This is a genomic window from Sulfitobacter sp. AS59, from assembly GCF_038899995.1.
GTDB lineage: Bacteria > Pseudomonadota > Alphaproteobacteria > Rhodobacterales > Rhodobacteraceae > Sulfitobacter.
This window is the reverse complement of record NZ_JBBMQK010000015.1, coordinates 1-19777: the sequence shown is the minus strand read 5'-3', so window position 1 is coordinate 19777 and position 19777 is coordinate 1. Positions and strand designations below refer to the sequence as shown.

Genomic DNA, 19777 nt, shown 5'->3' with positions numbered 1-19777 from the left:
TGGGCCACCATGTCGCCGTCAACCTTGGACGGGTTCACAAAATCGGTCATGCCGAAGTAGCGACCGGTTTCTTCCTTATCGTCGTTCAGATCGACGCCCACGATTTGGTCCGCACCGGCCAGCCGCAACCCTTGGATCACGTTCAGGCCAATGCCGCCCAGCCCGAATACAACGCAGCGCGCGCCGATCTCGACTTTGGCGGTGTTGATCACCGCGCCAATGCCCGTCGTGACGCCGCAGCCGATATAGCAGATTTTATCAAACGGCGCGTCCTTGCGGACCTTGGCCAGCGCGATTTCAGGCACAACCGTGTGGTTGGCAAAGGTCGAGCAGCCCATATAATGGTGGATCGGCGTGCCATCGAGCATCGAAAACCGCGTGGTGCCATCGGGCAGCAGCCCTTGGCCTTGGGTGACGCGGATGGCCTGACACAGGTTGGTTTTCCCCGACAGGCAATACTCGCATTCGCGGCATTCGGGCGTGTAAAGCGGGATCACGTGATCGCCGACCTCAAGCGTGGTCACGCCCTCGCCGATCTCCATCACGATGCCTGCGCCCTCGTGGCCCAGAATGGCGGGAAAAATCCCTTCGGGATCGTCGCCCGAGCGGGTGAATTCATCGGTGTGACACAGGCCCGTGGCCTTCATCTCAACCAAAACCTCGCCCCGCTTGGGACCCTCAAGGTTCACCTCCATGACCTCAAGCGGTTTACCCGCCTCAACAGCTACTGCCGCTCGTGTTCTCATCATCTGGAGTATCCTTTTTCTGTGTGCCGTCAGAGGCAGATATTGGCTGGTAATATTATCTAATGCACGTGGCGACCGGGGGCCAGCCCCCGTGGCAGCGCTGCGGCCCCTCCCCCGGGATTTAGGTCCATTTGGAAATATGGCACTAGAAAATACGGCGTCGTTACTGGATCGTCGCAAATTGCAACGCATCAATCATCGCCGCGATTTCAGCGCTTTCGGGCACGTTTTGGCGCAGACTGATCCCCACCGGCCCCGCCATCATCGGCGCATTCAAGGGAATGGCGCGCAGACTGCCCTGCGCCAGCTCTTGCGCGACAACCCCGCGCGAGATGAACCAGATCGCATCGGTTTCAATCAAAACCTGACGGCCAAAGGCAAGGGATACTGTTTCGAATGCGGGGGTCAGATCATTTTGGCCAATGCTGCGCAAATACGCCCGGACGAGCGGGCCGATCACGGCACCGGGCGGCGGCAGGATCAGGGGGAACCGGCCAAGGGCATCGGCGTCAAAGTCGTCCACCCAAGGGTGGCCAGCACGCACGACAGCGACGACGTCTTCGGTGTAAAGCTGGCGAAAGCTTAGCCCTTCCATCCGTTCAGCATCCGCCATGCGGCCCACCACCAGATCCAAACGCCCCTCGCGCAGTTGCGACAACAGCAGCCAGTTCGGGCCGGTGGACACCCGTACCAGGCATTGCGGCTGCACGGTGCGAAAGCGGATTGCGGCGCGAGGCACCAGTTGCGTTGCCGCTGTTGGCAATGCACCGATGGCCAGCCGCGTTTGCGCGGTCCCGTTCCCCTGACGTGTGGCGCGCAGCAGCGTTGTCATGGCGGAGCCAGCAAGCTTTTGAAACGCCTGCCCGGCCTTATTCAACCGAAGCTGACGCAAGGAGCGGTCGAACAATTGCTGGCCTAGGATATCCTCAAGTTCGCGCAGGGTTTTGGACACGGCGGGCTGGCTAACCCCCAACTGATCCGCCGCCGCCACAATAGACCCGGCTTGGGCGATGTCTAAAAACGTCGAGATGTGGCGCAAGCGCAGGCGGGGGTCTAGTTCCATAACTGCATGGTTATGCAAATTCCTGTGTTTCTCAATATCTTTAGGGTAAATGTTATGCGAAACCTACACCAATTCCAGAGGGAGCGGAGAATGTCAGACAAATACGAGACCGGTATGAAAACCCGCCGCAAGGTTTTGGGTGATGCACATGTTGACAAAGCCGAAGCCGCGAAGACCGATTTTGACCAGCCGTTTCAGACGCTTATCACCGAAGGTGCCTGGGGAACCGTTTGGTCCAGCGACAATATCACCCATCGCGAACGGTCGATGCTGACGCTAGCACTGTTGGCAGCCACCGGCAATTTCGAAGAAATCCCCATGCATATCCGCGCCACGGCGAACACCGGGGCAAGCATGACAGATGTGATGGAAGCCTTTCAACATGTCGCCATCTATGCGGGGGTGCCAAAGGCGAACCATGCGCTTAAACTGGCCAAACAGACCTATAAGGAAATGGGAGTAGACCTATGACCGATCAAAACGGCGCGTTCTTTCACCGCGACCGCAGCTGGCAGCCGCCGGCCTTTACACCCAGTTACAAAACCTCTGTCGTGCGGTCGCCGCAAAAGGCGCTGATTTCGATGAACACGACCCTTAGCGAACAGACGGGGCCGGTATTTGGTCACAACATCTTAGGTGCTTTGGATAATGATCTGATCCTGAATTACGCCACTGAGGGTGAGATGGCGATTGGTGAGCGGATCATCGTGCATGGCCGCGTGCTGGATCAAAACGGTCGCGGCATTCCGGGGGTGCTGCTTGAGTTTTGGCAGGCCAATGCAGGCGGGCGCTATCGTCACAAGAAAGAGGGTTATCTTGCCCCGCTTGACCCCAATTTTGGCGGCTGCGGGCGTACGGTGACCGATGAAAACGGCGGCTATAGCTTCCGCACGATCAAGCCCGGTGCCTATCCCTGGCCCAACCGCGCGAATGACTGGCGCCCGGCGCATATCCACTTTTCCCTATTTGGCAGCGGCTTTGCCCAGCGTCTGATTACGCAGATGTATTTCGAAGGCGATCCCCTGATCTGGAAATGCCCCATCGTGGAAACGATCCCGTCACGCGAGGCGATTGAGCAGTTGATCGCGCCGTTGGATATGGAAAACACCGTGCCCATGGACGCGCGCGCCTATAAGTTCGATATGGTCCTGCGCGGCCGCAGATCGACCCTGTTCGAGAACCGCAAGGAGGGCAATTGATGCAAGAGCTAAAACACCTCAAGGAAAGCGCATCCCAGACCGCTGGCCCTTACGTGCATATCGGCTGCGTGCCGAATTTCTGCGACATCAAAGGTGTCTACCCCCATGATCTGGGCGATACGATGGTCAATGCCGATACAAAAGGCGAGCGGATCACGATCAAAGGCATCGTATATGACGGCACAGGGACCCCGCTAAAAGATGCGATGGTCGAGATATGGCAAGCCGATGCCGATGGGATTTACCCCAATAATGATCCGCGCGGGGCTGCGGACCCGAACTTTACCGGATGGGGGCGCAAGGCGGGGGATTATGACACCGGCGAATGGGCGTTTGACACGATCCGCCCCGGTGCCGTGCCGTTTCCAGACGGGCGGATGATGGCCCCGCATATCACATTCTGGATCGTGGCGCGGGGCATCAATATTGGCCTGCACACCCGCATGTATTTCCCCGATGCCGACAACAGCGCCGACCCGCTGCTGATGCGCATCGAACATCAAAACCGCGTGCCGACCCTGATCGCGCGGCTCGAAACCGATGGCGTCTATCGGTTTGATATCCATCTTCAGGGCGAGAAAGAAACGGTATTTCTAGATGTCTGATCCTTGTATCCTTTGCGTGGCCATTACCGGCAGCGTCCCCACCAAAGCGGCCAACCCAAATGTGCCCATTTCGATCGCCGAACAGATTGAAAGCACCCACGAGGCATTTGAGGCCGGGGCCAGCATTTGCCACGCCCATGTGCGCAATGATGATGAAACGCCATCATCGGACCCTGAAAAATTTGCCCGCCTCAAGGAAGGGCTGGAAAAACACTGCCCCGGCATGATTATCCAGTTCTCGACCGGTGGGCGTTCCGGTGCCGGAAAAACCCGCGGCGGTATGTTGTCGCTGCGCCCTGATATGGCATCGCTGTCGGTGGGGTCGAATAACTTCCCCACCCGCGTTTACGAGAACCCGCCGGATTTGGTCGACTGGCTGGCCTCGGAAATGCGCAAATACGAGGTCGTGCCCGAAGTCGAAGCCTTTGACCTGAGCCACATCCTGCAAGCGATCCAGCACCACAAGGACGGCAAGCTGTTTGGGCGGCTTTATGTGCAATTCGTCATGGGCGTGAAAAACGCGATGCCTGCCGATAAAACCGTGTTCGATTTCTATGTTGAACAGGTCAAGGCGCGCGCGCCTGATGCAGCATGGTGTGCTGCGGGCATTGGCCCTAATCAGATCGTTGTGAATGAATGGGCGATTGCCGCAGGCGGCCACACCCGCGCGGGCCTAGAGGATAACGTGCGCCTAGACCGCAACACACTGGCCCCGTCAAACGCAGCGTTGATCAAGCGCGCCGCCGACCTGTGCGAGAAATACGAGCGCCCCGTCGCCACATGGCAGCAAGCCCGCCAGATTTTGGGTCTGCGTAGCGTGACCGTCTAAGAAACCAGCCTGCCCGCTGCGTCAGTTCAGGCGCACGGGCAGGTTCAACGGTCCGCGAAATCCAAAACCGGACCAGACCACGCTTGCGGGGTCCACCAGTTCCATACTTGGGAAACGTTCAAACAGCATTGGCAGCAGCACCTTGCCCACCGTGTGGCGCGAGATGTGGATGCCCATGCAGTGATGCGGCCCGTTACCAAACGACTGATGGGCCGAGGCATTGCGAAACGCATTATACAGGTGTCCGTCCTCGAACACGTCCTCATCGTGGTTGGCCGATGCTTGCGAAGTCATCACCACGTCGCCTTTGGGAATAGTGAAACCCCTGATTTCCGTATCCTCAATCGCCACGCGCGAGCTGACCTGAATGGGGGCCACCCAGCGCACGCCTTCTTCAAATGCGTCGCCCCATTTGCCTTTTGATTTAACCTCTTCTAGCTGATCGGGGTTGGTCAGCAAACCGTAAAGGATGGTCAGCAGCGCGTCACGGGGTTCGTTAATCCCACCGCCGATCGCAATTTTAATGTTCGCAATTATCTGGCTCATCTCTATAGGCTCATCCGCATTGACCATCACCGACAGCGCGGATTGATCGGGGTCGGCCTCGAGGCGATCCACCATGCGCGCGATCTCTGCATTCATCTCGATATTGGCGGCCGCTACCCGTTCAAACGGCTCGTCCGCCCAGCCAAAGTTGCCAGCCCCGTCAATCAACGCCTGCGACCAATGCTGCATGTCGGCGTCAGATGCGTCGGGCATGCCCAAAATCTCGGCTAGGATACGCGCCGCAAGCGGGCCGGCCAGCATCGGGAAGAGATCAATCACCTCGTCACGGGGTAGACGGTCCAGATAATCGCTAGCGTGGCGTTCATAGGATGGCACCCAGATCGTCTTGATATTGCGGGCCGAAAATGTCGGCACCATCGCCATGCGTTCACGCAGATGGGCATCGCCGTCCTTACGCATCAGGGTATGCGCCTCGAACGCCTTTTCCATCGGAGTGTTGGGATCATTGGTGCTGAACAGCGCCGGGTTCCCTTTCACAGCGCGGGTATCCGCCGCCTTGGTCAGCAATGTCCGCCCCAAAGATTTGACCCGCAACACAGGGCTTTGCGACCGCAACCGCGCATAGATCGGATAGGGATCACGTGTCAGATCAGCGATGGTTATTGCCTCGTCTAGCGGTGCTAACGGCATTGGTCCCCCTCCCAAGGTCAGTCCTGCACAGAATGTTCTAGGACCGAACGTTAGCGAGCAAGCCAAATTTAGGCAATCGGAAGTGTCACACCGTCAAAAATTTGTTTGCAAGAGGTGGATCTGCACACGCCACGCTTCGCGACATCACCCTCAGAAACGTATCGGGGTTAAATCGTGAAACCCTAATTCTCCGTTTCATTTGGTGCCAGACGACGGACAAATTTTTCTCCGGTTAGCCGTTTGTGATTGCGACGCGCCTCTCCAAGTTTTTCAATTTCGCGAAGAATATTCATATTTCGGTAGTGAATTGTGTAGATTTCCTTATCGGAGGGCAAAGGTTGATTTCTTAATATGCCACCCAAAATAAAATGTTGCTCTTCGGGTAGTATATTCCACGACAGCCCGGCTCTCAGAATGGCCGCGGGTAATGTCATTTGATCTAAGTAAGGTCGGCGGCGCTCTAACGTATCGATCCTGTCTACGATTTTGGCGGTGTCATACCAGACATCTGGAAACCGCCCCTTTCCTGTCGTGTCATTCTCTGGGAAGGCCACCAATCCAGAACTGAAATATGGGATCACCGGCTCTTTGCTACGCCGCATCAAGTGATACCTTTCAGCAGGAATATCCATTTCTAAAGCAGCATATATGTCATCCCAGATTGATTGCTCGGCCCAGACCATCGACGCTGCAAGTGAACAGGAAACATGACCCGGCTTTATGATGTTCTCGGGGAGGTTATCGCGAATGAACAACACATCTGAATCAACAAACATTGACCATTCGGTTTCACGCGGTTCGAGGCATGCCAGAATTTTATTGCCATGGGGGTATGCAGGGTCAAAACGCCCATCCGACTTAAACGTTCTGATCTCAGCCCCCATCTTCTCATGGGCGATATGGACGGCAGGGTGCAGTTCATCATACCGATGCTCAGGACAATAGCCGATTGCCTTTACGTCGCCTGGAAAACGCGTGCGGATCGAAGCAAGAAGGTAGCTCGCCATGATCTCATACTCAGGTGGTTCAACTATGTAAAAAATAGTTAACGACGGGTCTGAATTGCTCACAGGTGGGTTCCTTGCTTCCAACGGCAACTGCGCCCGAAGTTAGTGCTCAAACTGAATGCCAGTAACCAGCCGCTTGCATACAATGCTTGCGGGCCGGTTTTTCTAGCAGTGCAGCCGCTCATCTGCATCGAGAAAGACAAATTTGCATTTTTATATCAGTGGTGTGACGTGAAATAATAGTCAACCTGCCTGGGCTCCAAAACCAAATATGAAAGGTCCATTTCATTGCAGCATTCGCGCACTACGGCCGAGGTTACTTCCCTTAAAACCAATCGCGCTTGAGAAAACACAGGCAATGCTGCACAACATCATCATAGATACAGATACTTAGGGAAATTATGGGAATTAGCATTAACATTGCTGTCCAACTAGCATCCATCACGCCACTTCTAAAAGACTGTAAAAACGGCGTTATGTTGGGCCGGCAGAAGATGCATTTCAAGCCTGCCGGCTGGACACCGAGGCTCATATCCGAGCTGGAGGAGCAGGGCATTTCGGCAACTGCAGAGGATCTATTTCAAGAGGACGGATTTTGCGAAACCTATTTGAATACGATCGGCTGGCCAAAATGTGAGAGCTTGGATTTCTCGGATATTGAAGGGGCTGAATATATCCATGATCTGTCCGTGCCAGTAGGCTCCGATCTCACCGATAAATTCGACCTAGTCTATGATGGAGGGACCACTGAGCATGTATTTGATATTGCTCAATCGTTCCGCAACGTTGACGCTATGCTTAAGGACCAAGGCATATTTGTATCTTGTGTCGGCACTGATGGGTGGTTCGGACATGGTTTTTACCAAGTCGGGCCAGATATTCCCTGGCGTTATTGGGTCGCCAGCCTTGGATATAAAATGCTCGGGTGTTGGACCTTTACCCGTAAAGGAAGAGGCGCGCCGCGTGAAATCCAAGACCCGACGGATAGTCGGCGCGGCATGGAACACCGCTATAACGACCCTCAATTCATATTTTATGTCGTTCAGAAACAGCCGCGAGATGGTGAGCCGAAACAGGTAATTCAAAGTCATTATATTGACTACTAAAAATGGCATATCACTGTTGCGTGCAGACTGTGGGTAGCTCACATTTAGGCTAATCTGTCTTTTGCTTCGTGCGCTGTACAATCCTCTTTCGAATACGGCGAGCAAACGGATACTCGTACTCAGCCCACATTATATCGCAAGCTCGTCGAGCAAGGCCACTGCCGTGTCGTGCAGATGCAGCTTGCAAGAATGACTTTGCCCAACGCGGGTCTTTGCGACGGTTGCGCATTTTACGCCAAAAAGCGGTGCTCAGCTCCCCCGTTTCAGCTATCTCTTGTATCAAGAGCTCAAGCGCTCCGGATTTTGCGATCGTTCGAATAAGTGTATGCCCAGAAAACGGGATTTTGACATTCTTCAGCTCTGATGTTGATAGCCTTTGAACGTGTTGTGCGTCTTCGCCGACATGTGGATCGAAAAATATGTGGCCACCGGCTATTCCCTCCACATGCTCAGCCGCGTCTAGATAGGCTGGTGTGTCCCAATCAAACTTTCTGTAGGGCCAAGGGTACCGCCGCTCAAAAGGGGCGATGTCACGGTTGAGTGTGGATTGCGGGCTAAACGCCAGAACGCGAGCCTTGGGGACAAGGTGGGCAAAGCAAAGCGCAGCAAAGCCACCCATTGATGCACCGACAAAAAGCACACGGCTAAACTGATCAAAGTAGCCAATTTTTTGGAGCGATCCTATTTGCGCAGCGGCATCTGGCCTTCTGTACCAATCCTTATTATGGCTTTGCATGCCCAAAATACTGTAACCAAGCGCCTCAGCGCGGTCGTTTAGCCATGGCTTCCACGGCCCATCTTTCGGTCGTTCATCAATAGATGCTAGATTGTCAAATGTTACCAACAGGATATCTGATCGTTTGATCGCGGTTATATCACTGTGCTCGCCCTTAAAAACGAAACAATCCGACTTGATGCCTTCTTCAAGGCTTTGCGGGGATTCATTTTCTATCATAGCGGGCTAATAATCAAAATTCTTCAATTTCTGCGCCACAATAACGCTAATAATAGATCATTCCGAAACCTATAGTCGGACAAAATCTTTACAATGAATATACGCAACTTTAAAGAAAAAGAACCCAATCCACATCCTAAAGGGTAGCAGAACTAAGCGCAAAGCAGGCTGGTAATGAAAAATCGTTTTGGTGGACTATCCGACACTTTCGTAAAATTACAAAATGCTGTCGTCTTTCCACATGCCCAAGACAACACCTGCGGGGTGCTGAACAGCGACGGCGAATTTTGCGAATTTTCGCGCGGGGTTATGGGGCCAAAACGCGCCTCGCTGGCACCGCAATTACCCGTCGCCGAAAGCGAGATGCCACTGCTGAAAGGCAATTACCTGTATGGCGGATGGCTGCGCGCGCATTTCGGGCATTTTCTTTTGGAATCGACAGCGCGTTTGTGGGCCCTCGATGAACTTGCAGAAGACATAGACGGCGTCATTTTTACGCCATTCAGAAATGGCGGCGTCGGACAGGCGCAAAAGCGATACGGCCCGTTCTTGGACATCTTAAGCGGATCTAAGCCACTGCGCGTTGTTCGGGAGCCAACACAGGTCGAAAATATCGTCGTCCCTGATCCCGGCTTTGGCCATCATGCCCGCATTCTTGGCTCTCAAAGGTACCGCGATTACACACGCGCGCAAGTTGCTGCAGTGATCAAGCCCGAAGGCGCGGAACGTCTGTATGTGTCACGCAGCGCGCTAATGGACAAGCGGGGCGGCGTCGTTGGTGAATTGCTGATCGAAGCCGTTATGCAAGCAAATGGGTATGAAATATTCCATCCCCAGAGACACAGTATTCCAGATCAGCTTGCGCGATATAAAGCAGCACGAGAATTGGTCTGCCTGGACGGATCTGCGCTGCATATGGCTGCTTACGCCCTTCAACCTGGTGCGCGTGTGGGAATGATACTACGTCGCCATGCAAACCTTCTGGACGGGTTGGCAAAACAAGTCGAATTGTTCGCAGGTGCGAAAGTGTTCAGCCTTGATGCTTTGCAGGCAAGCTGGGTGGATGAGGCGGCGAAACGTGTTGATTTCCGCTCCATGGGCGAGCTTGATTTTGAAAAACTGCATAAATCACTCGTAGAGCACGGTTTTATTGCGGACGGGCCTACACCAGAATATGCTGTCGATCCTATTCTCAAAACTGCATTTGCTGAAATGCACGAGAAAAATATGCGCCGCGTGCCTGTCGTTTAACGGCCGAAGGGTTAAGTTTTTAACGTACTTCTCAATGCTGTGAAAAGGCGTTTGAATACGTGCCTAAGAAGAATTAGCGGACTTATTTTCAACAATGATAAACTCCGGCATGCTCAACTCTTCCGACGGGATCAGGGTCGGGTTATCTATCTGCTGATACTCGCGCAGGAATGTCCCGATCGCAGGGCCAGTTAAAACGATCCGTTTGACGCTGCCCAATGTGACCGCGCTTAGCAGCTTTGCGCCGATCTGTGCATAGCTGGCGCGCAGTACGTCGGGCTTTTCATCCGCGATCATCTGGTTGATCTGCGCAACGGTCTTGGCATCATCACCGGCAAACACAATCTGATCAGTTGGCATGTGCAGACGGTCGCCCAGCGCCAATTCATTATGGGACAGAATATTGCGCATGATCTGTATCCGGGATGCGTTGTCCTCTTGGGCGATGACAGTGACTTGCGGCAGTTGTTTCGCGGTGAATATCGACAGAAACCCGACCCCTGCCCCCAGATCAAGCAGCTTTTGGCCGTCCTCGACCACCCGTCCGATCCTGCGGGCCAAGCGGCGCTGGTATTTGCCGCGTATAACCAGATCGAGCGTATTTTGCGCGAAAATGCGCACGTCGGCGGGCAAGGCAATGCCGTGATTATCGACCCATTCGACGGCCGTCTCGGCGCTTACATCAATCTCACCGGGCACAAAGCCATCCCCGCCCTCGCCCACATCGGCAAAGCCCGCCTCGGGTTTCGTGCGGCGCTCCTCAATCGGACGGTTGGCGTTCGATTTCTCGACCTGCGACATCAGCGCTGCGATCTCGGCGGGGTTACGCGCCTTGGGCGGCTTGGCGACGATCTGGGTGATCGGCACCTTTGATGCTTCGATCAGCGACGCTTTCAGCGCGGCATAGGCATCGGTCTTGCGGTATTCATCAAGCCGCGCCTCGACCCGGTCAATCGCAGCCCAATGCAGACGCGCCAAAACAGGGTCGGTCAACAATTCATCCATGATCTGTTTGCGCCGCTCGGTATAGCGCAGGATCTTGTCGTCATAGACCTCGTTACGGTCCTGAAGCGACCAGTAGTCGGCGTTATATTTGTCTTTCTTGTTGTTCACGTTCCCGCGCAGCTTGCGGATCGCATAGCTGTCGATGGATTTCACCGCATAGTGGTTCATCTGGGCCCATTGATAGCCGACGGTGCGGCGGATCGACCGCCAGCCGCGAAATTTAAAGTAATCCTCCATCGGGAGACCGGAGCCGTTCAGCCACTTGACCGTGTCAGGGAAGCCGGTCTCAAGATGCTTGTTTTTGATCGACGGGCGGTGGATGCCGATCTTCCATTTGTCCGGGTCAAACTTGAACAGCGTCTTCACGCCCCAGCCCTTGTTCCATGTCGGGGGTGCCGCATAAAGATACTGTTCAGACACCGGATCGCGCGACCAATCGACCACATTGCCCGACCCGAAAATCCGCCATGTGATGACGATACCGTTGGCGTCGCCCGCCGCATTCAGCATCGGGTCCAACGTGCCATCGCCATAGTTGATGCACAAAAACTCGTCCGCATCGAACATCAAAATCCAGTCGGCCTCGGTCACTTTGGGCTCAACCTGCGCATATTTCATTGCCGAGGGCTGCGGTTTCACACCTTCGGGAATATCGTTGCGACGGTGATAGCCCAGACCCAGCTCTTCGAGCCGGATCAACATGTCGTCGGTGCCGTCGGAACAGTCGTTCGTGTAGACTAGGATTTTGGTAAACCCCACGGCCAGATGATGGGCATACCATTCCAGCAGAAACGGTGCCTCGTCCTTCATCATCGAGATGGCCAGAAGCTTGCCGTGGGGGCTTTTATGCGGTTTCAGATTGATGGCTTTGGGCCTTTGATCTGGCGGTTAGCGCAGCGCCTTGGATGGATCGATGCCGATCTTTTCGCACATCCGCGCGGCATAGGAACCGGGCAGCGGTTCGTGCTTTTCCCACCACGGTTTCGTGCCATTGGTATACAGATGCACCGAAAGGGTTTTATCGGTGAAATGCCCCTCAACCCGGCCATAGGGATCGTAAAAGATGTCGTTCAACTGGAACGGCACCGGATACAGCACTTCGCGTTCGCTGGCCTTTTCATACTGGCCGGTTTGCTTGGCGAAATAGGTAAATGCCTGCGGGCCAAATGCCGTGCGCTCGGCGTTATAAATCCGGTGGGCATGGGTTAATTTGGGGTCTTGGCGGTCGTATTTGCGGCGCTGGTTCTTGTTCCACCATGCAGGATAATCCGGCAGGTTGTCATAGTAATCCAGCAACTGATCCATCAGCTCGCATTCTTGGGGCAGGCCCACAACGCCACAGTTCAACGCGCCCGACATGCCATGACGGCCAAAGATATATTCATCATCTTCGGGAAAGGGCTGGTGACAAAACGCATCGCAATCGATCCAGATCGCACCGATCTTTTGGATCATTTTATAGCGGAACACATTCGACAGAAACGACGCGCTGGTGGCCTCGACCAAGGCGCGGTCGATTTCCATAATATCGGACGCGGGGCGCACCTCTACCCCTTCGGGGGCGTTGTCCACCTTGTCGGCGCAATACAGGATCGTCTTATGCCCCGCGACCACATGGGATTTCAGACAAAGCTGGTTAAGATAGTGAAGCTTTTCACCAATCCAAAGCGACGCGACGGGGCGACGGTCATTCATAATTCAGGCCTCTCTGATGACGATATTCTGGCTACGTCGTATGTATCTGCTCAACCCCAAGATTAGCTTGGCGCAGCTATGCTTGTAAAGAATCCTCGGGCCTATGGCGGGGCTGCCGCCCAAGATTGACTTGAAGCGGCGCGCGTGAGAGTCATTTGAGCAACGCAAATGATCCAATCCAAGGTGACGCCCCCCGTGACACGTATCCTTGCTGTAACCTGCATGCGAAACGAAGGGCCCTATTGCCTGGAATGGATCGCCCACCACCGTGCGTCGGGCGTCACGGATTTTTTGATCTTCACCCATGATTGCGACGACGGCACCCCCGATCTGCTGGACCTTTTGCCGGGGGTCACGCATGTGCCGTTTCAGCCGGCGGGCAACAAATCGGTACAATGGCAGGCCATGCGATTGGCCGATGCACATCCGCTGATCAAGGCAGCCGATTGGGTGATCTTTTTTGATTGCGATGAATTCCTGTGCCTTGAGGCACCGATGGGAACCTTCGGCGATCTGATCGCGTCGGTCGGCGAGGAGACGGATGCTATCGCCCTACCCTGGCGGTTCTTTAGTGCAGCAGAGCAGATGGAGTTCACCGACCAGCCGACGGTTGAGCGTTTTACCATGTGCGCCCCCGATCCGTTTTTCCTGCCAGCGGGCCATTTTTTCAAAACCTTGTTTCGCCCAGAGAAATTTCAAAAACTTGGCGTGCACCGCCCCAAGACCAAGCGCAGCAAACCGACGCGTTGGTCGCTGGGTGCGGCACAGCCCGCCAGCGATGACTTCGCCCATGATGACAGCCGGATCAATCTGTTTGGCCTGATGCAAACCACGGCACGCGCGCGGCTGAACCATTATTCCCTGCGATCCGCGGCTGAATTTATGGTTAAACGCGGGCGCGGCCTGCCCAATCGCATGACCAAGCGCCTTGATCTGCACTATTGGGCTGAACGGAATTTCAACACAGTCCAAGACAGCACGATTGACCCGATGTTCATCAACACGCGGGCCGAGATGGCAAAGCTGCACGCGCTTCCGAAGGTGCAGGCGGCCCATCAGCGCGCCGTCGCATGGCACCAAGATGCTTTTGCAGCGCTTATGAACGACCCTGCCGAAATCCAATTTTATTGGCACTTAACGCTTTTGGCGGGCAGCACCCCCCCGACCCAAGACCAAACGCACGCGCATTTACGGCGTCTTGCTCAGACGTAACCAGACCACCGAGCGGCGCGAATAGAGTTGATTGCAAACAAGTTCAGTTGCACCCTTACGGCACTTAATCTTGCCCAAGAGGTCTGCCATGTCTACCGATCCGCTGCTGCAGCCGTACCAGCTTAAGCATCTGACTTTACGCAACCGGATCATGACGACCAGTCACGAACCCGCGTACCCCGAAGACGGGATGCCCAAAGACCGCTACCGCGCCTATCACGCAGAGCGTGCAAAGGCTGGCGTAGCCTTGGCAATGACAGCGGGATCGGCGGCCGTTTCCAAGGACAGCCCGCCTGTGTTCAACAACGTCTTGGCCTATAAGGACGAGGTCGTGCCGTGGATCACCAACCTGACCGATGCATGCCACGAACATGGCTGCGCGGTCATGATCCAGCTGACACATCTTGGGCGACGCACCACGTGGAACAAGGGCGATTGGCTACCGTCGGTGTCATCGTCGAAACACCGCGAACCTGCGCACCGCGCCTTTCCCAAACTGATCGAAGATTGGGACATCGACAGGATCATCACCGATTTTGCAGACGCCGCCGAACGGATGAAACATGGCGGCATGGACGGGATCGAGTTGCAGGTTTACGGCCATCTGCTTGATCAGTTCTGGTCGCCGCTCACCAATGACTTGGTTGGCCCTTACGGTGCTGACACGTTGGAAAACCGGATGCGCTTTCCCATGGATGTGCTGGCCGCCGTGCGCAAACGGGTTGGCGACGATTTCATCGTGGGGTTCAGATACACAGCGGACGAGGCGCAAAAAGGCGGGATCACCGCAGAAGAAGGGCTTGAAATATCCAAGAAACTAGCCGCATCCGGCCAGCTGGATTTCCTGAATGTGATCAAGGGGCGCATACACACGGATCCGGCGATGACCGATGTGATCCCTGTGCAAGGGATGCAAAGCGCCCCGCATCTGGATTTCGCAGGCGCGGTGAAACAGGCGACTGGCATGCCCACGTTTCACGCCGCACGCATCCAAGACGTGGCAACAGCGCGCCATGCGGTGGCGGCAGGGCTGCTTGATATGGTCGGGATGACCCGCGCGCATATGGCCGATCCGCATATCGTGCAAAAAATCGTCGAGGGGCGCGAGGATGACATCCGCCCCTGCGTCGGGGCGACCTATTGTCTGGACCGTATCTATCAAGGCGGCGAGGCCCTGTGCATCCACAACGCCGCCACGGGGCGCGAGCTGACGATGCCACACAGCATTCAACCCGCACTGATCAAGCGCAAATTCGTTATTGTCGGCGCAGGCCCCGCCGGGCTGGAAGCCGCCCGTGTTGCTGCTGAACGTGGTCACCAAGTTACCGTGATCGAGGCCCAGCCTGATCCCGGCGGGCAGATCAGACTGACCGCCCAAAGCACCCGCCGCCGCGAGATGATGTCGATCATCGATTGGCGCATGGCACAATGTGCCGCCCGCGATGTGGTGTTTCATTTCAACACATGGGCGGATGAAGACACGATTGCGCAGCACACCCCCGACGTGGTGATCATCGCCACAGGCGGTCTGCCCAATACCGAACTGTTTGAAACAGGGGTCGAGGCCGAAAATGTGGTGTCTTCGTGGGACATCATCTCGGGTGATGTAAAGCCTGCCGAAAATATCCTCATCTACGACGAAAGCGGCGATCATCCCGGACTTCAAGCCGCTGAGGTTGCCGCTCACGCGGGTGCCAAAGTCGAAGTGATGACCCCGGATCGCAGCTTTGCCTCCGAAATTATGGCGATGAACCTTGTCCCCTATATGCGGTCTTTACAGGATAAGGATGTGACCTTTACCGTGACGCGGCGGCTGCTGGGGGTCGCGCGCGCGGGCAACAAGCTGATCGCCACAATAGGCACCGATTACAGCGATTTCACGCGGGAACAAGAGTATGATCAGGTGGTGGTGAACTACGGCACCTTGCCGATGGATGACCTGTATTTCTCGCTCAAACCGCTGTCAAAGAATGAAGGCGCGGTTGATTATGAGGCGTTGATCGCAGGGGAGCCGCAAACGATGGACTGGAATGACGACGCAACATTCTGGCTGTTTCGTATCGGCGACGCGGTGTCGGCGCGCAATACACATGCAGCGATTTATGACGCTTTGCGCTTGGTCAAGGATTTGTAGAACCCTCCCAATTTAATACGCGGCACACGGGCTTCCTATACCGCCGCTGAACCACACAAGATATTCTTAAGGCTCAACAAATACCGAAATCGATATTCCCGATACCCCTTCGTTAAAATTGACACTAAGGTTCACCTGCGCGGCGTTCGTGCCGCTGGACCCTTGGTCAAGAGTGAAACAAGCGATGGGTGAATGGCGCGATGTCTGACGGATCAAACAGCTATGACTATATTGTAATCGGCGGCGGGTCTGCCGGGTGCCTGATGGCCAACAGGCTGAGCGCCGATCCGGCCAACCGCGTACTGCTGTTAGAAGCCGGAAAACCCGACACCTATCCCTGGGTCCACATCCCGATCGGCTATCTTTATTGCATCGGCAACCCGCGCGCCGACTGGATGTATAAAACAGAACCCGACAAGGGGTTGAACGGTCGCGCGCTTCTTTACCCCCGCGGCAAGACGTTGGGCGGGTGTTCGTCAATCAACGGCATGATCTATATGCGCGGGCAAGCGCGGGATTACGACAATTGGGCCAAGCTGACCGGCGAGGAAGATTGGAACTGGCAAAACGCGCTGGCCGACTTCAAGGCCCACGAAGACCACTATAAATTGGATGACGGGGCCGATCCGGTCACCGGCGACAACAGCCGGTTTTCGGACATGCACGGCCACGGCGGTGAATGGCGGATCGAAAAACAACGTTTGCGATGGGATGTTCTGGACAGTTTTGCCGATGCTGCGGCCGACACCGGCATTCAGAAAACCGATGACTTCAACAGCGGTGACAATGCGGGCGTCGGGTATTTTGACGTAAACCAGCGCTCTGGCTGGCGTTGGAACACCTCAAAGGCGTTCCTGCGCCCTGCAAAGAAACGCCCCAACCTGACCATCTGGACCGACGCGCAGGTTGAAAAACTGACATTCGACAAAGACAGCAACGGACGCCTGCGCTGTACTGGGGCCAAAGTGCACCACAAGGGTGTGCCCGTCACCGTGACGGCGGTCAAGGAAACCGTGCTGTCCGCCGGTGCTGTGAACTCTCCTCAAATACTGCAGCTGTCCGGGATAGGCCCCGCCGCAATGCTCAAAGAGCATGGGATAGACGTGGTGATGGACCAACCCTTTGTTGGTGAAAACCTCCAAGACCACCTGCAAATTCGCGCGGTGTTCAAGATAAAGGGCACACAGACCCTGAACACCTTGGCCAATTCGCTTTTTGGCAAGGCCAAGATCGGGCTGGAATATCTGCTCAAACGCTCCGGCCCGATGAGCATGTCACCAAGCCAATTGGGCGCATTTTCGCGGTCCAACCCTAAGCGGGCGCATGCAAATCTTGAATACCATGTGCAACCGCTTAGCCTTGAGGCCTTTGGCGAGGATCTGCATGATTTCCCTGCCATGACGGTTAGCGTTTGTAACCTGAACCCGACCAGCCGTGGCCATGTGCGGATTGCATCATCCGACTTCCGCGACGCACCCAAGATCACGCCGAATTATCTGGATACCGAAGAAGACCGCCAAGTCGCCGCCGAAAGCCTGCGCCAAGTGCGTGACATCATGGCCCAACCTGCAATGAAGCCCTATGCCCCCCAAGAACACAAACCCGGCGTACAATACCAAAGCGACGAGGACTTGGCCCGTTTGGCAGGCGACATCGCCAGCACGATCTTTCACCCCGTTGGCACCGTCAAAATGGGCCGCAAGGATGACCCGACGGCCGTTCTGGACCCGCACCTGCGGATGAAAGGTGTGGCGGGCCTGCGCGTCGTGGATGCGTCGGTCATGCCCGAGATTACCAGCGGCAACACCAATGCCCCCACCATCATGATCGCCGAAAAGGCTGCGCGCTGGATATTGGCAGGCCAATAAGCCACCGCGCAGCCGGTCGTTATTACATCACTACAGGCGTTGCAGTAGTGACGGCGACGGATCACCTGTCGTGGGCAACCCAACCGATTGCTGATAGGCCGCGATGGCCTTGCGGCTGTTGGGGCCGATCACCCCGTCGGTACCGCCGGTATCAAACCCGCGCGCGGTCAGTTTTTCCTGAAGCGCTTTGCGATCCTCGATGGTCAGCCCGTATTTATCGGGACCAAAGCTGGCCCGAATAGGCCCGCCGCCCGCAATGCGGTCAGACAAATGCCCCACCCCAATCGCGTAGTTGTCAGAGTTGTTGTAGCGCTTGATGGCATTAAAATTGCCAAACACCGCAAACCGTGGTCCGCCCGCGTCGGGCTGCAAAATCTTGAGCGGTGTCGCGGAACTGGCGGCTGCCGTTCCCATCTCTCCGCCCCATTTCTGACCGGATTTCCAACCGGACTTGGCAAGATACGCAGCGGTGGATGCCAATGAATCAGTTGGGTCATCCGACCAAATATCACGCCGCCCATCACCGTTAAAATCTACAGCAAAGGCTTGATAAGATGTGGGAATAAACTGGGTGTGCCCCATGGCACCAGCCCAACTGCCGGTCAAACCCCGGGCAGAGACATCGCCCCGCTCAAGAATTTTCAGCGCCGCAATCAGCTGTTTTTCAAAGAAAGACCCGCGCCTGCCATCATAAGCCAAGGTTGACGTGGCCGATACAACAGGCACATTGCCCCGCCGCTCTCCGTAAAAGCTCTCAAGCCCCCACACGGCTGTGACCACCTCGGCTGGCACGCCATAGCGCCCCTCGATCTGGCGCAGAACGGCCCGGTGCCGGGTAAAGGCGGCGCGGCCTTTGCTGACCCGTTCGTCAGACGCAGCGATCGCAAGATAATCCTCAAGCGTTCGGCTAAATTCGGTTTGGTTACGATCACGCTTTACGACGCCGGGCAAATATCCCGCCCCGGCAAAACCTTGTCGCAATGTGGCGGGCGAAATACCCTGCCCCACTGCGCGCGCCTTGAAGGACGCAACCCATGCATCATAACTCGCATTCGGTTGCGGCATTAAATCTGCGGTTAATGCACCCTCGCTCCGCGACGAAAAGGAAGTGACGTTGCCCCGCCCTTGGCATGCCGCAAGGCCTAAGGCCCCCAATCCGATTGTAAAATTCCTACGTGAAATGCCCATTCTGCCTGCGCCCTTTATTGTTGTGGCTTTAGCGGCAGGTTACCCCAACTCGTAAACGGCGCAAAGGGGCAGTTCCCTGGCGGCAATCCTTTGCCTAGTTGCCCGGCACGTATAGCGGGACGGTCGACATCGACATCTTAGCCGACCCGTTTTGCACATCGCGGGCGTGGCTGATGTAGATCAAGGTGTTGTTCGCCTCATCGTAGATACGCTTCACGTTCAAAGTCTTAAAAATGACCGATCGGCGCTCGGTGAATACAGTCTCGCCCTCGTCATCACGCTCGATATCGCCAATTTCAATCGGTCCGGTTTGACGGCAAGAAATCGACGAATTCGACGGGTCTTCGAACCAGTTGCCCTTTTGCAACCGGTCAATAATACCGCGCTCAAAATAGGCCAGATGACAGGTCACGCCCTTAACCTTAGGATCGGCCACCGCTTCGACGACGATGTCGTTGCCTAGCCAGTCTACGTCAACGTTGCCGACCGTTTCAGCCGCGGTGGACAAGGGGGAGACGACGAGCGCAGCTAGTGCACAAAGAATGCGGGTGGGGTGTTTTTGTGTGTTCATGATCATATACGCGCCAGAATGAAGAAGGTTCCGTTGGTAGGTGCTTGTATTATATTTTGGCTATTTTCCAACGCAAAGCGCCCGCTTAGGGATTATCCTAAGCGGGCGTTTTGTATTGTTATCGTTTAGAGAGATACGCATTTATT

18 protein-coding genes are annotated in these 19777 nt (G+C 55.5%); 9 read left to right on the top strand and 9 right to left on the bottom strand.

The window, feature by feature from the left end:
- Together WNY39_RS17615 and WNY39_RS17610 are read right to left on the bottom strand one after the other, a co-directional pair.
- Positions 1 to 746: alcohol dehydrogenase catalytic domain-containing protein (locus tag WNY39_RS17615; protein WP_342845393.1), on the bottom strand; the 746-nt coding region annotated here is incomplete at its 3' end.
- Between the two features lie 163 nt (positions 747 to 909).
- Positions 910 to 1809 carry a LysR substrate-binding domain-containing protein gene (locus WNY39_RS17610; RefSeq protein WP_342847661.1) on the bottom strand — a complete coding sequence of 300 codons (900 nt, stop codon included), beginning with the start codon at positions 1807 to 1809 and terminating at the stop codon, positions 910 to 912.
- Between the two features lie 90 nt (positions 1810 to 1899).
- Between WNY39_RS17610 and pcaC the strand changes: the two genes are divergently transcribed.
- Genes pcaC through WNY39_RS17590 form a run of 4 tightly spaced genes read left to right on the top strand, consistent with a single transcriptional unit; the run spans position 1900 to position 4442 of the window.
- The gene (gene pcaC / locus WNY39_RS17605; protein ID WP_342847659.1) at positions 1900 to 2280 is read left to right on the top strand and encodes a 4-carboxymuconolactone decarboxylase; all 381 of its coding nucleotides are present in this window, start codon (positions 1900 to 1902) and stop codon (positions 2278 to 2280) included.
- Positions 2277 to 3008 carry a protocatechuate 3,4-dioxygenase subunit beta gene (pcaH, locus tag WNY39_RS17600; protein ID WP_342847657.1) on the top strand — a complete coding sequence of 244 codons (732 nt, stop codon included), beginning with the start codon at positions 2277 to 2279 and terminating at the stop codon, positions 3006 to 3008. Before pcaC ends, pcaH begins: the two co-directional genes overlap by 4 nt.
- A complete protein-coding gene (gene pcaG, locus WNY39_RS17595) occupies positions 3008 to 3613 on the top strand; it encodes a protocatechuate 3,4-dioxygenase subunit alpha (RefSeq protein WP_342847655.1) in 606 nt (201 codons plus the stop codon). Before pcaH ends, pcaG begins: the two co-directional genes overlap by 1 nt.
- The gene (locus WNY39_RS17590; RefSeq protein ID WP_342847653.1) at positions 3606 to 4442 is read left to right on the top strand and encodes a 3-keto-5-aminohexanoate cleavage protein; all 837 of its coding nucleotides are present in this window, start codon (positions 3606 to 3608) and stop codon (positions 4440 to 4442) included. The genes pcaG and WNY39_RS17590 overlap by 8 nt, the downstream gene beginning before the upstream one ends.
- A 21-nt stretch (positions 4443 to 4463) precedes the next feature.
- On the opposite strand, the gene WNY39_RS17585 is transcribed toward WNY39_RS17590, so the two are convergent.
- Together WNY39_RS17585 and WNY39_RS17580 are read right to left on the bottom strand one after the other, a co-directional pair.
- Positions 4464 to 5639 (bottom strand): cytochrome P450, encoded by a 1176-nt coding sequence (locus WNY39_RS17585; protein ID WP_342847651.1) that lies wholly within the window; start codon positions 5637 to 5639, stop codon positions 4464 to 4466.
- Positions 5640 to 5821: 182 nt separating this feature from the next.
- Entirely contained in the window at positions 5822 to 6709 is an 888-nt protein-coding gene (locus WNY39_RS17580; protein WP_342847649.1) for a hypothetical protein, read from the bottom strand.
- Between the two features lie 338 nt (positions 6710 to 7047).
- On the opposite strand from WNY39_RS17580, the gene WNY39_RS17575 reads away from it, so the two are divergent.
- On the top strand, positions 7048 to 7752 hold the full coding sequence (locus tag WNY39_RS17575; protein WP_342847647.1) for a hypothetical protein: 705 nt from the start codon (positions 7048 to 7050) through the stop codon (positions 7750 to 7752).
- A 49-nt stretch (positions 7753 to 7801) separates the two neighbouring features.
- Here WNY39_RS17575 and WNY39_RS17570 read toward each other — a convergent pair whose 3' ends face one another.
- Positions 7802 to 8707, bottom strand: a complete 906-nt coding sequence (locus tag WNY39_RS17570; protein WP_342847645.1) for an alpha/beta hydrolase — start codon at positions 8705 to 8707, stop codon at positions 7802 to 7804.
- Positions 8708 to 8881: 174 nt separating this feature from the next.
- Here WNY39_RS17570 and WNY39_RS17565 point away from each other — a divergent pair, with 174 nt between their 5' ends.
- Positions 8882 to 9958 (top strand): glycosyltransferase family 61 protein, encoded by a 1077-nt coding sequence (locus tag WNY39_RS17565; RefSeq protein WP_342847643.1) that lies wholly within the window; start codon positions 8882 to 8884, stop codon positions 9956 to 9958.
- A 63-nt stretch (positions 9959 to 10021) separates the two neighbouring features.
- On the opposite strand, the gene WNY39_RS17560 is transcribed toward WNY39_RS17565, so the two are convergent.
- Together WNY39_RS17560 and WNY39_RS17555 are read right to left on the bottom strand one after the other, a co-directional pair.
- Positions 10022 to 11776 (bottom strand): glycosyltransferase family 2 protein, encoded by a 1755-nt coding sequence (locus tag WNY39_RS17560; RefSeq protein ID WP_342847641.1) that lies wholly within the window; start codon positions 11774 to 11776, stop codon positions 10022 to 10024.
- A 75-nt stretch (positions 11777 to 11851) separates the two neighbouring features.
- Positions 11852 to 12658 (bottom strand): hypothetical protein, encoded by an 807-nt coding sequence (locus tag WNY39_RS17555; protein WP_342847639.1) that lies wholly within the window; start codon positions 12656 to 12658, stop codon positions 11852 to 11854.
- A 195-nt stretch (positions 12659 to 12853) separates the two neighbouring features.
- On the opposite strand from WNY39_RS17555, the gene WNY39_RS17550 reads away from it, so the two are divergent.
- The 3 genes from WNY39_RS17550 (at position 12854) to WNY39_RS17540 (ending at position 17872) form a co-directional block, all read left to right on the top strand.
- Positions 12854 to 13870: a glycosyltransferase family 2 protein gene (locus WNY39_RS17550; protein ID WP_342847637.1), complete on the top strand. Its 1017-nt coding sequence runs from the start codon at positions 12854 to 12856 to the stop codon at positions 13868 to 13870.
- An 88-nt stretch (positions 13871 to 13958) separates the two neighbouring features.
- Complete coding sequence (locus WNY39_RS17545) at positions 13959 to 16004, top strand: NADH:flavin oxidoreductase (protein WP_342847635.1); 2046 nt, start codon at positions 13959 to 13961, stop codon at positions 16002 to 16004.
- A gap of 200 nt (positions 16005 to 16204) precedes the next feature.
- On the top strand, positions 16205 to 17872 hold the full coding sequence (locus WNY39_RS17540) for a GMC family oxidoreductase N-terminal domain-containing protein (RefSeq protein WP_342847633.1): 1668 nt from the start codon (positions 16205 to 16207) through the stop codon (positions 17870 to 17872).
- Between the two features lie 30 nt (positions 17873 to 17902).
- On the opposite strand, the gene WNY39_RS17535 is transcribed toward WNY39_RS17540, so the two are convergent.
- Both WNY39_RS17535 and WNY39_RS17530 read right to left on the bottom strand, forming a co-directional pair.
- Entirely contained in the window at positions 17903 to 19060 is a 1158-nt protein-coding gene (locus tag WNY39_RS17535) for a lytic murein transglycosylase (RefSeq protein ID WP_342847631.1), read from the bottom strand.
- A 94-nt stretch (positions 19061 to 19154) separates the two neighbouring features.
- Positions 19155 to 19637 (bottom strand): CreA family protein, encoded by a 483-nt coding sequence (locus tag WNY39_RS17530; protein ID WP_342847629.1) that lies wholly within the window; start codon positions 19635 to 19637, stop codon positions 19155 to 19157.
- Positions 19638 to 19777 lie beyond the last annotated feature (140 nt).